The 17,943-nt window shown below is 70.6% G+C and carries 14 protein-coding genes; 10 read left to right on the top strand and 4 right to left on the bottom strand.

All coding sequences use genetic code 11. The features are described 5' to 3' along the window. Window positions 1-8 precede the first annotated feature (8 nt). From ACQEVC_RS35910 to ACQEVC_RS35865, 10 genes are read left to right on the top strand one after another with little or no spacing between them, the layout of a single operon-like run. Complete coding sequence (locus ACQEVC_RS35910; RefSeq protein ID WP_432886986.1) at window positions 9-1,202, top strand: AMP-binding enzyme; 1,194 nt, start codon at window positions 9-11, stop codon at window positions 1,200-1,202. After that, complete coding sequence (locus tag ACQEVC_RS35905) at window positions 1,195-1,923, top strand: SDR family NAD(P)-dependent oxidoreductase (RefSeq protein WP_432886983.1); 729 nt, start codon at window positions 1,195-1,197, stop codon at window positions 1,921-1,923. Before ACQEVC_RS35910 ends, ACQEVC_RS35905 begins: the two co-directional genes overlap by 8 nt. Further along, window positions 1,920-4,313, top strand: a complete 2,394-nt coding sequence (locus tag ACQEVC_RS35900) for a peptidase domain-containing ABC transporter (protein ID WP_432886980.1) — start codon at window positions 1,920-1,922, stop codon at window positions 4,311-4,313. Before ACQEVC_RS35905 ends, ACQEVC_RS35900 begins: the two co-directional genes overlap by 4 nt. Continuing rightward, entirely contained in the window at window positions 4,310-5,221 is a 912-nt protein-coding gene (locus ACQEVC_RS35895; protein ID WP_432886977.1) for a transglutaminase domain-containing protein, read from the top strand. The genes ACQEVC_RS35900 and ACQEVC_RS35895 overlap by 4 nt, the downstream gene beginning before the upstream one ends. Window position 5,222: 1 nt before the next feature. Further along, complete coding sequence (locus ACQEVC_RS35890) at window positions 5,223-5,465, top strand: acyl carrier protein (protein WP_432886974.1); 243 nt, start codon at window positions 5,223-5,225, stop codon at window positions 5,463-5,465. Continuing rightward, window positions 5,462-6,373, top strand: a complete 912-nt coding sequence (locus ACQEVC_RS35885; RefSeq protein WP_432886971.1) for a diiron oxygenase — start codon at window positions 5,462-5,464, stop codon at window positions 6,371-6,373. The genes ACQEVC_RS35890 and ACQEVC_RS35885 overlap by 4 nt, the downstream gene beginning before the upstream one ends. After that, complete coding sequence (locus ACQEVC_RS35880; RefSeq protein WP_432886968.1) at window positions 6,370-7,872, top strand: AMP-binding protein; 1,503 nt, start codon at window positions 6,370-6,372, stop codon at window positions 7,870-7,872. Before ACQEVC_RS35885 ends, ACQEVC_RS35880 begins: the two co-directional genes overlap by 4 nt. Further along, window positions 7,865-8,776, top strand: a complete 912-nt coding sequence (locus tag ACQEVC_RS35875; RefSeq protein ID WP_432886965.1) for a thiamine pyrophosphate-dependent dehydrogenase E1 component subunit alpha — start codon at window positions 7,865-7,867, stop codon at window positions 8,774-8,776. Before ACQEVC_RS35880 ends, ACQEVC_RS35875 begins: the two co-directional genes overlap by 8 nt. Beyond that, window positions 8,769-9,791 carry a transketolase C-terminal domain-containing protein gene (locus ACQEVC_RS35870; RefSeq protein WP_432886962.1) on the top strand — a complete coding sequence of 341 codons (1,023 nt, stop codon included), beginning with the start codon at window positions 8,769-8,771 and terminating at the stop codon, window positions 9,789-9,791. Before ACQEVC_RS35875 ends, ACQEVC_RS35870 begins: the two co-directional genes overlap by 8 nt. Next, window positions 9,784-10,860 (top strand): 2-oxo acid dehydrogenase subunit E2, encoded by a 1,077-nt coding sequence (locus ACQEVC_RS35865; RefSeq protein WP_432886959.1) that lies wholly within the window; start codon window positions 9,784-9,786, stop codon window positions 10,858-10,860. The genes ACQEVC_RS35870 and ACQEVC_RS35865 overlap by 8 nt, the downstream gene beginning before the upstream one ends. A 354-nt stretch (window positions 10,861-11,214) precedes the next feature. Here ACQEVC_RS35865 and ACQEVC_RS35860 read toward each other — a convergent pair whose 3' ends face one another. From ACQEVC_RS35860 to ACQEVC_RS35845, 4 genes are all read right to left on the bottom strand, one after another. Next, entirely contained in the window at window positions 11,215-12,351 is a 1,137-nt protein-coding gene (locus tag ACQEVC_RS35860; protein WP_432886956.1) for a nucleotidyltransferase domain-containing protein, read from the bottom strand. A gap of 405 nt (window positions 12,352-12,756) precedes the next feature. Next, the gene (locus ACQEVC_RS35855) at window positions 12,757-13,437 is read right to left on the bottom strand and encodes a hypothetical protein (protein ID WP_432886953.1); all 681 of its coding nucleotides are present in this window, start codon (window positions 13,435-13,437) and stop codon (window positions 12,757-12,759) included. Window positions 13,438-13,479: 42 nt separating this feature from the next. After that, on the bottom strand, window positions 13,480-16,068 hold the full coding sequence (locus tag ACQEVC_RS35850) for an FHA domain-containing protein (protein WP_432886950.1): 2,589 nt from the start codon (window positions 16,066-16,068) through the stop codon (window positions 13,480-13,482). Then, complete coding sequence (locus ACQEVC_RS35845) at window positions 16,065-17,939, bottom strand: serine/threonine-protein kinase (protein WP_432886947.1); 1,875 nt, start codon at window positions 17,937-17,939, stop codon at window positions 16,065-16,067. The genes ACQEVC_RS35850 and ACQEVC_RS35845 overlap by 4 nt, the downstream gene beginning before the upstream one ends. Window positions 17,940-17,943: the final 4 nt, after the last annotated feature.

Here is a 17,943-nt window from a genome sequence, read left to right as displayed (position 1 = left end):
CCGTGTCCGTGGTCACACGTGAAGATCTGCTGCGGCGGCGGGTCGCCCGACTGCGAGCCGCCGTCGCGGCGACCGGCCTGCGCCACCTCGCGGTCGAGGTGACCGCCGGAACGGACCTTGTCGTCGCGCTGTGCGGGCTCCGTCCGCTCGACGCGTCCGTCGTAGTGGTGGGCCCGACCATCGCCGCGTCGGCGCTGGCGGTCCTGCGGCCGCAGGCCGTACTGGACGTCGCGGGCGGCGGGATCCGGCGCACCGGTGCGGCCGACCCTGGCCCCGGCGAACGGCCCGGAGGGCTGTGGATCTTTTCGTCCGGGACCACCGGTACCCCCACGCCGACCCACTGGAGGTGGCATGACCTGGCCCGCGGCGTCGACTGGGACACCGTGGACGGCGACGAACGGTGGGGAGTCGGGTACGCCCCCTTCACCTACGCCGGCGTGGAAGCCGTGAGTCAGGCGCTCGGACGGGCCGCCCGCATCGACTTCCTCGGGCCCACCGACCTCGCCGCCGGGACAGGTGCGCGCTACGAGGTCGTCGCCGGCACACCGTCGTTCTGGCGGATGGCGGCGCTGCACCGCGGGACCGACGCCGCCCGGCCGCGGGTAGACACCGTCTCGATGGGCGGCGAGCCGGTGGACGCGAGCCTGCTTCGGCTGGTTGGGGCGGCGTTCGCGCCGCGGCGCGTCCTGCAGATCTACGCCAGCACCGAACTCGGCCGGATCGCCACCGTCACCGACGGACTTCCGGGCCTGCCTCTCTCCGTCCTCGACGGGTACGGGCCGGCCGGGAAGGCACTGGCGATACGCGACGGCGAACTCATGGTGTCGCCTGGTCCGGGCGCACCGTACCTGCCGACGGGCGACGCCGCCACCATCCACGGTGGACGGGTGCACGTTCTCGGGCGGCGCGGCGAGGTCATCAACGTGGGTGGTACGAAGGTCGTACCCGGCCATGTGGCTCGGCTGTTGCAGGAGCACCCCGAGGTCGTCGCGGCCCGGGTCTATCCGGTCCGGAGCAGCGTGCTCGGTGCCGTTGTCGGCGCCGACATCGTCACACTGCCGGAATGCGACCACGACGCGGTCGTCCAGCGGGTCAAGGCCCATGCCCGCCGCGTACTGGCCCCGGCGGAACAGCCGCGCCGGGTCACCGTGGTCGACCAGTTCCCGATGACCTTGTCCGGAAAGGCGGTCCGTGGTGGGTGAGGCGCTCGGGACGGTGTTCGTCACCGGCGGTTCGCGGGGCATCGGGCTGGCTGTCACCCGTCGGCTGCTCACCGCCGGGTATCGGGTGGTCGCCGTGTCGCGGACCGCCTCCAGCGAGCTCGCGGCGCTGCGGGAGGCAGTCGGCGACCCGTTGACATTCCTTGCCGCCGACCTCACCTCCGGCGATGACCGGATCGCGGTGGCCGACCGGCTCCGGAAGTGCGCCGACCTCTACGGCCTGGTCAACAACGCCGGGGTCGCGAGTGGGGCTCTGCACGTAGCCACCGCCTGGTCGGACGTGAGCCGGATGTGGCAGCTCAATGTCGAGGCCCCGATGTCGCTGTGCCAGGCGGCGGTCAAGGCGATGTATCGCGGCGGTGGACGCATCGTCAACATCTCGTCGATCGCGGCCCACCGGACCTTTCGCGGACTCGGCGCCTACACCGCCACGAAGTGCGCTCTCGAAGGGTTCTCCAGGGTGCTCGCCGCCGAGGTCGGCGGCCGGGGTATCACGGTGAACTGTGTCGCACCGGGCTTCATCGACACCGCCATGACCGCGGCGATCGATGACGACCTCCGCGCCGCGATCAACCGGCGCAACATGCTGGATCGGGGTGCCACACCGGACGATGTGGCGCGGTCGGTGGAGTTCCTGCTCTCGCCTGCCGCGGAGGCCATCACCGCGCAGGTGATCCGGGTCGACTCGGGCAGCGGCGGATGAGCACGCTGGACGAGCGTGGACACGCGGAACAGCCCACCCCGCCACCGGCGGCAACCAGTCCACCGACGGAGTTCACGGACCGACGCCAGCGCTTCCGGCGCGAGGCGGTGCGCAACTACGGTCTCACCCGGGAGGCCGGGGAAGCGGTGGACGTCGGCTGGCGGGCGCTACCGAGCCTGGGCCCGCTGCGCGACCTGCGGTGGCGCGACCTGCGGTGGCGCGACATGTGGGTCGCGCTGACGGTCCGGCGCAACCGGGTTCCACTCGTGCTCCAGGCGCAGATGAGCGACTGCGGAGCTGCCGCCCTGGCGATGGTCCTCGCCTACTTCGGTCGGCCGGAGCCGCTCGACGCGCTGCGAATCGAGACCAACACGGGCCGGGACGGAGTTGCGGCCCGGTCGATGCTGGCCGCGGCCCGGCGTCGGGGTCTGGCCGCCCGCGGTGTCCGGGTCTCCATCGACGGGCTGCGTCACCTCGCTCCGGCCACCATCCTGTTCTGGAACTTCGTCCACTTCGTCGTGTTGGAACGGGTGACCGGCAACCACCTGTACATCGTCGATCCGGCCTTCGGGCGCCGCAAGGTCAGCCTGGTCGAGGCGGGCAAGGCGTTCACCGGGGTGGCGCTGGAGTTCCACCCGCCGGTCGGCGCCGTGACGCCGCGGCGAAGGTCCGGCCGCCAGCGCCTCGGTGCGAGCCGCATGCCCTATGTGGGCAAGTTCTTTCCTCGCACCAGCGCGTGGGTACCACTCGCGGTGACCTCGGTCGCGCTGACCCTGTGTAGCCTGGTCGTGCCGATCGCCTCCTCCTACGTCGTGGACCGGGCGAACCAGCCCGGCGAGCCGGTCAGCACGTGGCTGTTCGTCGCGGCGCCGATCGTGCTGTTCGCGATGTACTTCTGGATGCAGACCGCCCGCAGGATGGCAATGCTGTCCATCCAGACCCTCGCCGACAAGTCGGTGACCCTGGGGACGGTTCACCACCTTGTCTCCCTGCCGTTCGACTACTTTGCCCGGCGTCACACCGGGGACCTCGCCATTCGGGTCCGGACCAGCAACGCGGTACGGCAGGTCCTGACGGGATCCGCGTTGTCGGCCGTGCTCGACGGGGTTCTGGTACTGGTGTACGGCTGGCTCGTCGTCATCGCCGATCTGCGCCTCGGCGCGCTGGTGCTTGCCCTCGCCGTCGCCCAGGTCGGCCTGCTCGCCGCTAGCTGGCGAAAACAGGAGTACCTCACCGCCGCTCTGCTGGAGGCGCAGGCGAGGGCACACACCGAGCTGTTCCAGTTGCTGGACGGAGTGCCGACGTTGAAGGCGTCCGGGCTCGAGGGCGTCGCGGCGGAGAACTGGAGCCACACCTTCGCCGACGAGGTGAACGCCAGGACCCGCAGCCGGCGGTTCCTCGCCGTGTGCGAGGCCGCCAGTACCGCGATTCAGTTTCTGGCCCCCCTCACCGTGCTCGGAGCTGGCCTGGTCCTGCTCGGTCGCGGCGAGATCTCACTGTCCCGCGTGGTCGGTTTCTCCGCCCTGGCCATGGGCATGTTCGTACCGCTGGCGAGCCTTACCCAGACCGGGCTGCAGATCGCCGGTCTGGGACCGACCTTGACCCGGCTCGCCGACATCCTTGACGCGCAGCCCGAGGCCGGGCCGGATGCGGTGGCACCGTTCCGCGTCACCGGCGCGGTCCGGCTCGACGCCGTGCGGTTCGCCTATCCCGGCGCCGCGTCACCGGCAGTGGCCGACATCGACTTCGAGATGGCGCCTGGACAGTTCACCCTCATCGTCGGCGAGTCCGGCTCCGGCAAGTCGACGCTGGCCATGCTGCTGGCCGGGCTCTACCTGCCCACCGCCGGCACGGTGTTCATCGACGGTGTGCCCACCGATCGGCTCGACCGGCCGGCGGTGCGGCGGTCGATGGCGTTCGTGCGCCAGGACGCCCGGCTGTCCGCCGGAACCATCCGGGAGAACATCGCGTTGGGCCGGCCGGAGTGCTCCCTCGACGACGTCATCGCAGCGGCGCGGCTGGCCGAGATCCACGACGACATCGACGCCATGCCGATGCGGTACGAGACGCTGCTCGGCTCCGCCGGGGCGGGTCTGTCGGGTGGACAGATCCAACGCGTCTCGCTGGCCAGGGCCCTGATTCGCGACTGCGAGCTGCTGATCCTCGACGAGGCGACCAGCGCCCTCGATCGGCGCACCGAGGACCGGATCGTGACCAACCTGCGCGGCACGGGTCAAGCCCTGGTGGTAGTCGCGCACCGGCTCTCCCACCCCGAGGACGCCGATCAGATCCTGGTGATGAGCAACGGCCGGCTTGTCCAGCGCGGACGGCACGAGGAACTGGTCACACAGGACGGTCCGTACCGGCGGCTCGCGGGGCTCGCGCCGTGACGTCGTCGCTGAGCCTTGAGCGCCGGGAGCTCGACGCCGTCGTAGCGCTGATCCTGCGGGTGCCGGACGCCCATCGGCGGTTCGAGGTCGACGCCGCCGCTGCCGCCGCCGAGTACCAGATCGACGGGCCGGCGGTCGCCGCCCTCGTCGCCGCCGGCCTGCCCTCGGCGTCCGGCGCGGATGGCGCCCGGTTCGACGCCACCGACCTGCGCAACGTCGCGGTACACCTGGATGCGCGGTCCCGCGAGCGAAAGGTGCTGTCCTGGTGGATCCGCGAGCTGGAGCGCCCTACCGCCCACACCCGCTACCGGATGGACTACCTGGCGCGGTGTCCCGATCCCGGGCATGACGGGCCGTGCCGGTACCGCCTGGCGGTGCCGGAGGACGGCTGGCATGAGACGGCCTCTGCGCCGGCCCGTGGCGGTGTCCTGCACTCGGTGACGTTCGACCGGCCGCGCAGCTGGCCCGACCTGCCGGCCGCGCTGCTCGACCTGCTGGAGGAGACCCGGCACATCCGGTTCCTCTGGCTCCCGGAGACGTTGCGCGCCGACACCGGCTTCGTTCGTACCGCCGGCATTGCGGACTGCGTCGGCGTGGCCCGCATGCTGGTCGAGGAGGCCGGAAACCGGGGACTGGTCGCCCGGTTCTCCCACGGCAGGTCGCTGACCCCGCCGATTTCCGCGTCGCACTCGTGGGCGGAGTTCCACGTCGACGGGGTCTGGGTTCCCGTCGACCCGGTGCTGGTGGATGCCCTGCGGCAGTGGGGTATCGCCGGGCCGCGGTGGCATCGGACCCGCTCGCTCGGCGGCGTTCTCGGCCGCATCGGAGCCCAGCGACGTGACCTTGTGGCCCACGCCGGTCAGCCGGTCCCCGCGAGATTTCCTACCTACCGCGACACAGGAGAATGACATGGTGGACTGGCCACCAGCCTTTGAATCGCTTATCCGGCAGCGCAGCCGGCTGCTCGGCGCCGCCGCGCCCCTGGACCCCGACCACGGCCTGGCCGAGCTGGGGGTCGACTCGCTGGAAGTGGTCGAGCTGATCGTCAATCTAGAGACCGAGTTCGACATCGAGCTTCCGCCCGAGCTGTTGCAGCCGGAGGTGTTCGCGACTCCGGGCACCATCTGGCACGCGGTCAGGGGCCTGCTGTGACCGGCACTGTCGAGGAGGGGCAGGCAGCGGTGCGGCAGACATGGGCACGGCTCACCACGGTCGCCGCCAAGCTGAGCAGCCAGTCGCGGGACCAGCGATACCACGTCTTCGACATCTTCGACTGGCCGGACGAGCTGCCGGCTGACCAGTTCTGGATGAGTCCGGAGCTGACCACGTGCTACGGGACCCCGGTCTGGGACCGCCTGTCGGAGGCCGACCGGCTGCGCCTGACCCAGGCCGAGGCAGTGAACTTCTTCAGCCTCAATGTCCATCTCATCCGCGACCTGATCGGCGAGGTAGCCGGGCGGATCTACGACACGCGGTACCCGGGCCTCTCGGAGTTCTTCCACGACTTCATTCACGAAGAGAACGAACACATGTGGTTTTTCGCCCAGTTCTGCAACCGGTACGGGGGGAAGGTCTACCGCACCAAACGTGTCATCGGGCACGCCGCCGAGGGCAACGACGCGGTACGCGATGTCATGATCTTCGGTCGCATCCTCATCGCGGAGGAGCTGTGCGACTACTACAACGCGAAAATGGCGACCGACGACCGACTGCCGGCGATCGCGCAGCGGATCAACGCCGTCCATCACCAGGACGAGTCGAGGCACATCGCGTTCGGCCGGCAGATGATGCGGGCGCTGTACGAGGAAGCCACGCACCGCGCGACACCCGAGGAGGTCGCGGGCGCCGCGGCGTATCTGTCGCGATATGTCAGCTCGTGCCTGCGGGCGTTCTACAACCCTGCGGTGTACGCGGACGCGGCGCTCACCGGGGCCAGGCAGATCCGCTCCGAAGTGGTCAATGACCCGTACCGTCAGGAGTTCCACCGGACCGTGATGCGCAAGACCACCCGGTTTTTCAGCCGGATGGGACTCTTCACCGAGAGCATGGTCGCCTGGTGACCGGTCAGCCACCGCGACGGATGCTGCACGAGTGGTTCACCGTCGGCCTGGCGACCGCGCCGGACCGCGTCGCACTGCGGATCGGCCGCCAGGAATGGACCTACGCCGAGCTGGACGACGTGGCTCGGCGCTGGGCCGGCGGACTGACCGCGTGCGGGGCGCGGACCGTCGGCATCCTCGCGATGCGCAGCATCGAGTCGTACGCGGGGCTCCTCGCCACGCTCTACGCCGGCGCGACGGCGGTGCCGCTCAGTCCGGGCTTCCCCGCCGCGCGCACCTGCCGGATGGCGGCGATGGCCGGGGTCGACACACTGATCGCCGACCGGTCGGCGGCGGCGACGCTGCCGCACCTTGCGGCGGCCCTGCCCGGCCTTCGGGTGGCGGCACCGGCCGCGACGCCTCTGGGCACCCTGCCGCGGGCCGGGTACGACGAGGCGGCCTACGTGCTGTTCACCTCGGGCTCCACCGGCCGACCCAAGGGTGCACCGGTCACGCACGCCAACATGGACAGCTTCCTGCGGTACAACCTGGACCGATACGACATCGGCCCGGACGACGTCTGCTCACAGACCTTCGACCAGACCTTCGACCTGGCGATGTTCGACCTGTTCGTGGCCTGGGGCGCGGGTGCCGCCGTGGTGTCCACGCCGCCGCAGGTGTTCACCGCGCTGCCGGAATTCCTGGCCTCCGAGCGGGTGACCTTCTGGTTCTCCGTGCCCAGCGCCATCGAGGTGGTACGGCGCCGGGGCGGGCTGACTCCCGGCGCGATGCCGACGCTGCGGTGGAGCCTGTTCTGCGGTGAGGCGCTGCGGTTGACAGACGCCCAGGACTGGCAGCGGGCCGCACCGGGATCCATAGTGGAAAACCTGTACGGCCCGACCGAGCTGACGATCGCCTGTTCCGCGCATCGGCTCTCCGACCAGTCCGCCGAACTCGCCGTGCACGGTGTCGTTCCCATCGGGACGCCGTACCCGCATCTCCGGTACCGGATCATTGGGGACGGCGCCGATGGTACCGAAGGCGAGCTGTGCGTCACCGGGCCGCAGACGTTCCCCGGATACCTGGACCCCGCCGACGACCAGGGGCGCTTCTACGACGGTGACGGCGTGCGGTGGTACCGCACCGGCGACCGCGTCCGACAGCTCGCCAGCGCCGAACTCGGCTATCTCGGCCGGATGGACCGGCAGGTGAAGGTCCGCGGCTACCGGGTCGAGCTGGATGAGGTCGAGTGGCACGTCGGGCGGCTGCCAGGGGTGGAACGTGCCGTCGCGGTGGCGTTCGAGGCAGCCGGGCGGACCGAACTGGCGGTGTTCTATGTCGGTACTCCGGGCCTCGACATCCGTCGACCGATCGCCGCTATCCTGCCGGGATACATGGTGCCGCGGCTGTGTCACGACGTCGACGCGCTGCCGCACACCGCGAACGGCAAGATAGACCGTGCGGCGCTCGCCGCGCGTGCCCGGGACCTCCTGGTCGGCGAGCAGGTCGCCCGTGCCTGAGAGCCTGCCGCTGTGCCCGCTGGCCGACTCCGAGCTCGGGGCGATGCTGTCCATCCGCCGCTTCGAGCGCGCCGTACTCGACCTGTTCGGCCGGGGACTGATCAGGGGCACCACACACACGTGCCTGGGCCAGGAGTACATCCCGGTCGCGGTCGAGTCCCTGCTCTGTCGCGACGACGAGGTGTTCAGCAACCACCGGGGACACGGGCATTATCTGGCGAGGTACGACGATCCGGCCGGCCTGCTCGCCGAGCTCGCGGGCCGTGAAGGTGCGGTGTGTGCCGGCGCGGGCGGTTCACAGCACATCCGCCGCGCCGGGTTCATGTCCACCGGAATCCAAGGGCAACTGGTACCGGTCGCGGTGGGTGCCGCCTTCGACATGCGGCGCACCGGCACGGCGTCGCTCTCGGTGGTCTACGCCGGCGACGGTAGCTGGGGCGAGGGAGTGGTGTACGAGGCGCTCAACCTCGCCGCCCTCTGGCGGGTACCGATGGTCGTCGTCGTCGAGCACAACGGGATCGCCCAGTCCACCCCGACGCCGGCACAGATGGCCGGTACCATCGCCGACCGGTGTGCCGCCTTCGGCATCCGGCACGCCAAGGTGACCGGTATCGACGTCGGTGGCATCCGGACCACTCTCGCGCCGCTCGTCGCCGAGGTACGCCAGGACGGTTCGCCGCTGGTGGTCGAGTTCGAGACGGTACGGCTCGGGCCGCACAGCAAGGGGGACGACACCCGCACCTCGGCGGAACTCGACGCCATCGCCGGGCGTGACTGGTACCCGCACTACCGCGCGGCGTTTCCCGAGCAGGTTGACCGGCTCGATGCCGCGGCGACCGCGGGAATCCGGGCTGTGGTCGAGGACGTACTCGCCAGGCCGCTGATCGGTGCCGGCCGTGGATGACCGGGCAGTGGAGCGGGTCGGGGAGAACCTCAACCGCGGCCTGGCCACCCTGCTCGCCGAGAGACCGGATCTCTTCCTGATAGGTGAGGACATCCTCGACCCGTACGGCGGCGCCTTCGGCGTTACCCGCCGGCTCTCCACCGCCCATCCCGGACGGGTACTCAGCACGCCGATCAGCGAGCAGGCGATCCTGGGCTTCGCGGTCGGCCTGGCCCTGCGCGGCCGGGAGGCGGTGGTCGAGATCATGTTCTCCGACTTCGCCACCTTGTGCTTCGACCAGATCGTCAACCTCGCCAGCAAGGTGGTCAGCATGTACGGCCAGTCGGTGCGGATGCCGGTGGTGATCCGGTGCCCGACGGGAGGCCGCCGTGGATACGGCCCCACCCACAGCCAGAGCCTCCAGAAGCATTTCGTGGGGATCCCCAACCTCGCCGTTTACGAGATGAGCCCGGTGCACGACGGGCACGCCACGCTGGCCCGGATCCTCGACTCCGCGGCCCCGGCGATGTACTTCGAGGACAAGGTGCTCTACGGCCGGCGGCGGTTCGGTGCGGCCACCGGAGACGAGTTGTTCCACTGTGCACGGATCGGCGGCGACTGCGACTTCGCCGTGCTGGGCATCCACGGGGTGGACGCGGTGGACGTCGTCGTCATCGCACCGGGTGGCCTCACCGGCAGGGTCCTCGGCGCGATGCGCGGTGCCTACCTCAGCGCCGAGATCGCGGTGCGGGCCGTGGTGCCGTCCCGGCTCTACCCGTTCGACCCCACGCCACTGGCCCCACTCGTCGCCCAGGCCCGGCGGGTGGTGGTCGTCGAGGACGCGACGGCCGGCGGGGTGTGGGGGGCCGAGGTCGCCCACACCATCCACCAGAATATGTGGGAGCTGCTGTCCCAGCCCGTCCAACTGCTCCACGCGCCATCCCGCGCCATCCCGGCCGCCCCCCATCTCGAGCGTGCGGTGCTGGTCCAGGAAGACGACATCCGCGCCATGGTGACGGCGGTCGCCGGTGGGTGACATTCGCCTTCCCCGGCTCAACGCGACCGACGAGGAGTACACGCTTCTCGAGTGGCTGGTCGATGATGGGGCGTCGGTCGGTGCGGGCGCCGCGGTGGCTCTGGTGGAGACCTCGAAGGCGGCACACGAACTCGTCGCGGAGGAGGCCGGCACCCTGTGGCAACGGATCCACGCGCCCGCAACCTGCCGCCCCGGGGAGGTGGTGGCAACCGTCGCCAGGGACGACCGTCCAGTGCAGGCGCAGCGGAACGCCGACCCGGATCCGATCACCATCACCCGGCCGGCCCGGCAGCTCATGGTCGAATACGGTGTCGCGGAGGAGACGGTACGGTCGATCGGCAAGGTGGTCATCTCGCGGTCGGACATCGAGCAACTCGTCGCCGGGCAGGCGGGGCCGGCCGCAGTTGAGCGGGTGCCCGTCTCGGCTGCCCAGCGACGGGTCGCCCGTACGGTGTCCGCCTCGCATCGCGAGATCCCCGCCGCCTACTCGGTCGTGAAGGTGGTCGCCGACCGGCTGAAACAGCGCCTGCGTGACGAGGCGGCGACCGTCGGCTTCCTCGGCGTCCCGGAACTGGTCGTCAAGGCGATCGCGGCGCGACGGAAGCAGTTCCGGCTGTTCTTCGCGCACGCGGCGGACGATCAGACGGTGACCGTGCGGCCGGGGGCGCACGTCGGGGTCACGATCGACGTGGGAAAGGGTCTCTACCTGCCGGTCGTCGCCGACGCCGACACCCGGTCGCTGCGGGACATCTCGGCCGATCTGTTACGGTTCCGGCTTGCCGCGATGCGTGGCGATTTCACCGAGGCAGATCTGACCGGGTCGAACATCGCGTTCGCGATACACACGGACGCCGATATCGTGTACGCACAGCCGGTCATCTTTCCGGAACACATGTGTGCGTTGTCTCTCGCCTCGATGCAGCGTGAGTTGATACTTCATGATGACGGTTCGGTCACGAGCAGTGAGTATTTCCATCTCGGTCTGGCGTACGACCATCGGTTCGTCAACGGCCGGTCGGCGGTGGCGTTCCTGCATGCGGTCAAGGCTGACCTGGAGTCGGGCGGATGACCGCTGGCGGTCGTCGGTTGAACGCGGCCGACGCGGCATTCTTCGTGGGCATATCGGAGGTATCCTGTGGCATCCACCCTCCATTTCGGTATTCCGGATCCATAGTGGAGTCGGCAGGTCGAACGCGTCGACTCGACTGCGGGTTCGAACGCCGCCGCGGTGGAGACGAACCCAAGCCACGCGATGATGCCGGAAGGGGGTGAACCCACATGACCGAGGTAGAGTTCGACGGCGTCGACATCCGCGAGATGGCTGACGAGGAACTGGACGACATCGTCGGCGGTCCGAAGGCCTGCCAATAGCCGGTAGCCAGCAGGAGGCGCCTGGGCGGAGTCGCTCAGGCGCCTCCTGTCGTCATACGAGTGACTTCGAGGCAGGCAGGTCGCGATCGGTGGCCGGGTCGAAGAACCGGGTGAGAAAGTCTTGCTGCCACACACGCGGCTGTGGCAGGTCCCACTGGCCGTACTCGGTAAGCAGGCGCTCCGGCTCCGGGCACTGTTGCCGGAGTGCGGCGAGGACGTCCGGGGGGATGACGTCCGGAAAGAGCATCTGCAGGTGGGCGAGCCCGTAGAACACGGGTCCGGCGACCGCGTATTCGTCGACGCGCTTGAGGAACAGGTCCCATGGGAAGTCCTGTCCGGCCGAGCGCACGAGTTCGGCGATGTCCACGTACTTGATCAGACGCCGGTGCTTGCTGCCGCGGTTCATGAACCGGAGTGTCGTCGAGGTCTTGTAGATATGGGCGGCCAGGTCGATGACCGCGTCCTCGGGGGATGGCACGAGGAACGAGACGTCACCGTACCGGTGCCGATGAGCGTGCGCCAGGACGGCACTGACCGGAACGTCGTACCCCTTACCGGGCAGCGCCAGCGACACGTTGACGTCCACGCTGATGATCGGGCGGTCGAACTGCCCGGTCAGCTTGTTCAACTTGGGTAGGTCGCTGCCGTACAGGCGCCAGAACGCCCGGTCCCGCTTGCTCAGCGGGACGATGTCGGTCTCTGTTGGGTTTCCCTCCACATAGCCCAATCGCTCAAGCACTTCCACCAGGGCGGGCGCCTGCGCTCTGGTGACGAGGACATCCAGGTCGCCCATGGGCCGCAGGCCCGGCTCCTGGTAGACCGCGAAGGCCAGATGGCCGCCCTTGCGCATGAGCACGGTGATGCCCCGTGCCGCAGCGGCCTCGCTGATCGCCTGGATCTCGTCCAGCATGAGTTCGTTGCTCCGCCGGGTGTCCCGGTAAGCGGAGTAGAGAAGCGACACGACGGCGGCGTCCAAGCCAGCCACCGCCGCACTGGTCAATAGGCGCCATCCATGCCATCCCACGAGGGCGGCGACGCGGTGTTGAGCCGCCTGACCGGCGATCCGTCCCCAGTCCAGACCCGGCTCGTCCTGACCGAGGATTTCGCGCACACGGGCTATCTGCGGGTCTGTTATCTGCTGTCTGCTGAGCAGCATCAACAACTCCGACTCGGCTGATATCGCGGCCATTCGGCTTCCTTTGCGAAGGCGTTAAGGCGTTGGAGAGCGGAGGGCTCAAACGCCCGTCCACTGTGGTCGCCCGATCACTCGGTGCACAGCGCCTGCTCCCGACGGACGGGCGAGCGAAGTGTAGCGGATCTCAGTGGTTTCCGCCCTGGGCGACGCATTGTGCTCAACCTCGTTCCGTTCGGCCATGTGTCGTGGTCCTCGGACATCGACGTGCCACCGTCGGTTTGTCAACGGCCGATCCACGGTGGCGTTGCCACGTACTGTCAAGGCTGGCCGGGAAACGGGTTTCCGTCGACGGTTGTCAGTTGAACGCGACTCACCCGACATACCCTCTTGGACAAGACCCGGCTGTCGCCGATACGCGGCGTTGATCTCTCAGCCTGTCCAGGACACCAGTCGCCCCGCTCAGGGCGCCGGCAGTGCCCGAGGCCCGTCGGGACCGCTGTCGGGGGCGATCTCACCGCTGATCGCCCGCCGCCGGTGCGCCGCCGCCTCCGACACCGACCAGGCGATCGCGGCCAGGGCCGGCAGTCGCAGGCCCTGCTGGCCGTACACCAGGTGCGCGGCGCTCACCGCGAACCACGGCGCCGCCGGACCGTGCAGCATGATCGGGTCACCGACCTCGTAGCGCAGCACGAACAACCACTGCCCCATGTCGCCCTGGAACTCCACCACGCCCTGATGCCAGAAGCTCAGCCACTGGCCCCGGTAGTCGCAGAGCAGACGCTGATTGGTGAGTATGGTCCGGACGTGCGCGTGGTCCCGCCACTGGGCCGCCGCCGATGCCTCGGCGCGCCGCCGCGCCGAGGAGTTGGCCATCGCGTTCGCCGCCAACCCGGCCGCCACGAACGTCGCGGACCCGAGCAGCAGCGTGCTGCTGCTGCGGTACGACACCGACGTGCCGTAGAAGCGGGCGTAGCCCAGCACGGCTTCGGCGTGCGCCACCTCGTCCCGGTTCAGTCGCACCGGCCCCGGAGGGAGCGCGGCGAGGGCGCCACCGGCGTGCAGGTGTTCGTACAACTGGCAGGCGTTGGCCCACCCCTCGCGCTGAGCGACGTCGATCGAGTTGTCCTTGCGGCGGCCCACCGATTCCCCCGTTCCTCAGTTCCGAACTCCGCTGCCCCGTGGTCAGCGCCCCGGTTCGTGGCGCCGCAGCGCCCACCGGGTGGCGACGGTCAGCACGCCGCCCTGTAGCGCCAGGACACCCATCGCCCACCACCACGCACCGGTCGTGTGCCGCCACAGCGCGTCCGCGGACGGATTGACCGTCAGCGAACGGAGGTCGACCGTGGCCGCCGCGGCGGCGTACCCCCACCGGGCGGGTGCGAACCACGACAGTTGCTCCACCCCGGTGCGGTCGACCACCTCGAACAGTCCGCCGCAGAGCACGAGCTGTGCCATCACCAGCCCCACCAGGATCGGCATGGTCTGCTCCCCGGTGGAGACGTACGCGCTGACCAGCAGTCCCAGCACGGCCGCCGTCAGGGCGGTCAGCCAGACCACCACGATCAGCTCCAGCAGTGGCCACGGCAGTGCCAGTGCCCGCGGTGCCCCGGGCCGGCCGGCGAGGCCGACCACCACGAACAGCGCCGCCTGGACCGCGGTCACCAGCGCGAACACCAGCAGCTTCGACCCCAGGTACGCGCTCGGCGCCAGCCCCACCGCACGTTCCCGCCGGTAGATGGCACGTTCGCGGACCAGTTCCCGGATGCCGCCGGCGAGCCCGACGAAGATCCCACCGATGATCAGCACGACGAGCAGCTGTGCCGGTTCGAGGCTCGGCCCGGAGGCCGACCGGGTGAAGCCGGCGCCACCGGGGATCACGTGCAGCAGCGCGGCGAGCCCGAGTGGCAGGCCGAGCAGCAGGGCCGCGTACGTCCGGTCCGCCAGGGTGACGGCCGCCATCCGCCGGGTGAGGATCGTCAACTGCCGCCGCCAGCTCTGCCGCGCAGGCTGCGCCGGGGCCGGCTGGGCGTCGGCCGGTCGGGCCTGCGCCGGTTGGTCGTGCGCCGGTTGGGGGGCCTGTGCCGGTCGGGCCTGTCCCGGTTGGTCGTGCGCCGGTTGGGCCTGTGCCGGTTGGTCGTGCGCCGGTTGGGCCTGTGCCGGTCGGGCCTGTCCCGAACGGTTGCCGGGCCCGTCCGGTCCGACGGCGGCGGGCCGGGGCGGCAGCGTGGCCGCATAGCGCGCGGCCCAGCCGTCCGGGTCGTCGGCCACCTGCTTGAACACGTCGGCGTACTCCCGGGCGCCGAAGAACCGCAGCAGCCCGTCGGGCGGTCCGACGTAGGCGACCTTGCCACCCCGCCCGAGCACCAGCACCCGGTCGCAGACGTTGAGGTGCAGCGGGCTGTGGGTGATCACCACGACGGTGCGGCCCCGGTCGGCCAGGTCCCGCAGACTGGTCATCACGTCCCGGTCCAGCGCCGGGTCGAGCCCGGAGGTGGGTTCGTCGAGGAAGAGCAGCGACGGCTCGGTGAGCAGCTCCAGCGCGACCGAGGTGCGCTTGCGCTGACCGCCGGAGAGAGTGTCGATCCGCTGGTCCGCCTGACCGGTCAGACCGAGCTGGTCGATCACCTCGCCGACCCGCCGCTCCCGCTCCGCGCCCGTCACGTCGGGCCCGAACCGCAGCGCGGCGGCATACCGCAGGGCCCGGCGCACGGTCAGCGCCGAGTGCAGGATGTCGTCCTGCGGCACCAGTCCGATCCGGTGCCGCAGTTCGTCGTACTCGGCGTACAGGTCGCGGCCCTGGTAGCTGACCGTGCCCTCGTTGGCCGGACGGTAGCCGGTCAACGCGGCGAGCAGGGTCGACTTGCCCGCCCCGCTCGGACCCATCACGGCGAGCAGGCTGCACTCGTCCAACGCGAAGCTGACCTTGTCGAGCAGCCGCTTGCCGCCTGCCACGGTGACGCCCAGTCCGTCGGCGTGCAGCGAGACGCGCCCGGCGTCGACGTACTCGCGCAGCTCGGCGGCGTCGACGACGAGTTGGTGCCGGCCGAACGACAGCAGGTCACCCGGGCGCAGCTCGGCGGTGCTGACCCGGCGGCCGTTGACGAAGGTGCCGTTGCGGGTGCCGAGGTCGACCAGGTTCAGGCCGGCGGGGGTGCGGAGCAGCTCCGCGTGGTACCGCGACACCAGCAGGTCGTCCAGGACGATGTCGTTGTCCGGGGCGCGGCCGATCCGGGTCCGCCGAGCCGCCTGGTACGTCGCGGACGGTACCCGCCCAGCCTCGAACCGTGGCGTGCCCACGCCGGACGTACCTCCGGCCGGCATGCCCGACGGTGTGCCGGGCATGCCGGCCGGTGTGCTCGGCGTACCCGGCGGCGTGCCCGTGCCGCGCGGGCCCGGCAGCGTGCCCACGGCGGCCGTGGTCGGCGGTGGCGGCGCGAGTGGTGGCGGGGTGACCTGCGGCGATGTCGGTGCCGACGCCGGTCGCAGGGTGAGCCGGGGACCGTCGAACCCGCCGAGCCGGACCTCCACCGGCCCGGTCAGGTCCAGTTCGGAGACCCGACCGGCCGGCGTGTAGGTGCCGTTCCGACCGCCCAGGTCGCGCATCCGCCAGCGTCCGGCCTGGTACCGCAGCTCCAGGTGCTCCCGGGACACGCGCGGGTCGTCGACGACGATCCGGCACAGCGGGTCCCGGCCGACCCGGAGCGCCCCGTCCTCCGGGGTGACCCGCCGTTCCCCGTCCGGGGCGCCGATCAGCAGGACCGCGTCGGTCATGCCCCACCCTTGGGCAGTCGCTTGGCCATCGCGGTGGCGAGCTGGATCGCGTCGGACTGGTATCTACCCCTGCCCTTCACCGCTACCTCGATGACCACCTGCCCGCGTCGGACGAAGACGATGGCGATGTCGTAGTACTGCCCGGTGTCGGTGAAGATGCCGAGGGCCTCGTCACCGAGCTTCGGGACCTGCATCTCGGACCACCTCTCGCATCCCGCGGCCTTCGTCCGGACCGCGTCGAAGAAGGCGTCCGCCTCGTCGGCGTAGAAGCCCGCGACCGCCGAGTCCACGTTCGGGTAGCTTCCGGTGTTGACGTCGAAGCCGTTGGTCTCGCTGGCGCCGATCGCGTTCGTGGTGACCCTCCCGCCGCTGCACAGGTTCAACGCGGCGAGCCCGCCCTGCAGGGAGTCGTCCGCGTCCCGGGGACGGATGACCTCGCGACGGGCCTTCAGCACGGCCGTGATGTCGGCGGCTGTGACCAGCGCCGGCTGTAGCGCGGTGATCGGTGGCGGCGGCTTGCTCCTGTCGTACGACCGGGTGGGGGTGGCGCCGGGCCCCGCCCCGAACAGGTCCCCGTCCGGCGAGGCCTGGTATATCCCGACGCAGCAGGCGACGAGGGAGAAGAGCAGCACGCCGACGACGATCAGCGGTGCCTTGCTGCGCTTCTTCCTCGGCGGCGGGGTGCTGAGGAAACCACCGGCGGCAGGGGAGAGCCGTGGACCCCCCGGGCTGCTCGGCGGCATCGGATAGCCCGACGGAGGTGGTGACGACACCGGCCCGGTGCCACCGCTCGGACCGGACGGCATCGGATAGCCCGACGGCGGTGGTGGCGACGTCGGCCGGACGCCACCCGTCGAGCCCGGCGGCATCGGATAGCCGGGTGACGCCGGGGCGGCGGCCGGCGAGACCGGCGGCGCGGGCCCGAACGACGTCTCGGGCAGCACGGAACCGGCCGATGATCCCGGTCCGACGGCGCCGCCCCCCGGAACCCCGGAGCCGACCGACGTCTCCGGCGGTGCGGTACGCAGCGCCCGGACCCAGGCCGCCGCACTCGCCGGCCGGGCCTCCGGCTGCACCGCGAGCATTGCGACGATGCCCCGCACCTGCCGATCCTGGCCCGGTCCGAGCGCCGCGGTCAGCCGCTGCACCATTCCCGCCGGGTCACCGGGCAGCGGTGGGTTTCCGGTGATCGCGTAGTAGACGGTGGCGCCGAGGGTGAACCGGTCGGTCGCGGGGGTGTACTCGCCTCGGGCCAGCGACTCCGGTGCCATGAACGGAGCGGTGCCGAAGATCCGCGACGTGCGATCGGTGCTGCGCAGGCGCACCAGCCCGAAGTCCACCAGGTAGACCCGGCCGTCGGGGGCGAGCAGGATGTTCGCCGGCTTGATGTCGCGGTGCAGTACCGGGGCAGCGCTGGTGTCCCGACCGCTGTGCAGGTAGTCGATCGCCTCGGCGACCTGCTGTAGCGGGGCCAGCACGTCGAGCCCGCGCACGTCACCGCGTTCCAGCGCCGTCTGGAGGCTGGGACCCTCGATCCACTTCATCACGAAGTAGAGCCGCCGGCCCGCCGCATCCGGCTGGTGCCCGGCCGGATGCGGCGGCGCGCCGACGAAGACCTCCTTCACCTTCACCAGCGCCGGATGCTCCAGGTGGGTCAGCAGGGCTGCCTGGAGCCGCAACTCCTCCAACTGCCGGTCGGCAGCCGAGTCGTCGTCGAGCCGGATCAGCTTCACGGCGTACGAGAACGAGTCGGCGCCGTGGCGCTCCCGGGCCAGCCACACCTCGCCCTCGCCACCCGCCGCGTGCCGTTGCACCAGTTCGTACCGGTCCGGTGCGTCCGCCGGACCGACGTACCCGGGCCCCCCGTCCATCGAC

The organism is Plantactinospora sp. CA-294935, from assembly GCF_050936445.1.
GTDB lineage: Bacteria > Actinomycetota > Actinomycetes > Mycobacteriales > Micromonosporaceae > Plantactinospora.
This window is presented reverse-complemented; position numbering and strand designations above follow the sequence as displayed.

What these genes read in the sequence shown, in the direction of transcription:
- ACQEVC_RS35900 (WP_432886980.1), top strand. Translation starts at nt 1,920, where the DNA reads ATGAGCACGCTGGACGAGCGTGGACACGCGGAACAGCCCACCCCGCCA.
- ACQEVC_RS35890 (WP_432886974.1), top strand. Translation starts at nt 5,223, where the DNA reads ATGGTGGACTGGCCACCAGCCTTTGAATCGCTTATCCGGCAGCGCAGC.
- ACQEVC_RS35860 (WP_432886956.1), bottom strand. Translation starts at nt 12,351, where the DNA reads ATGGCCGCGATATCAGCCGAGTCGGAGTTGTTGATGCTGCTCAGCAGA.
- ACQEVC_RS35850 (WP_432886950.1), bottom strand. Translation starts at nt 16,068, where the DNA reads ATGACCGACGCGGTCCTGCTGATCGGCGCCCCGGACGGGGAACGGCGG.
- ACQEVC_RS35845 (WP_432886947.1), bottom strand. Translation starts at nt 17,939, where the DNA reads ATGGACGGGGGGCCCGGGTACGTCGGTCCGGCGGACGCACCGGACCGG.